General features: G+C 41.8%; 1 protein-coding gene. It reads right to left on the bottom strand.

Annotated features, from left to right (window positions below; genetic code table 11):
* Positions 1-35: 35 nt before the first annotated feature.
* Positions 36-249: phage tail assembly chaperone (locus tag CHH91_RS18795; RefSeq protein WP_483372418.1), on the bottom strand; the 214-nt coding region annotated here is incomplete at its 5' end.

Consider the following 249-nt stretch of genomic DNA (forward strand, 5'->3'; position numbering starts at 1 on the left):
GTAGTAGAAATACGTTGCCTCGCGGTTTCCCTCTCTTATGAGTTTTTTGCTGCTTCTTCAAGATCCTCGATTGTGTCATCAAAACCGTTTACTTCCATCGCTTTTGCAATAAAGTTATTGTATTCTCCTCCAACAGAAAGGACTTTTTTAGCTACCTCAACCGCATCCTCCGATTTGTATGCTTCGCGCAATTCTTTGCTGCGGAAGTTCGGATAAACAGTAGTCTCGATTGCAACACGTGCATAAAAA

It is taken from the genome of Virgibacillus sp. 7505, from assembly GCF_002272135.1.
GTDB lineage: Bacteria > Bacillota > Bacilli > Bacillales > Amphibacillaceae > Terribacillus.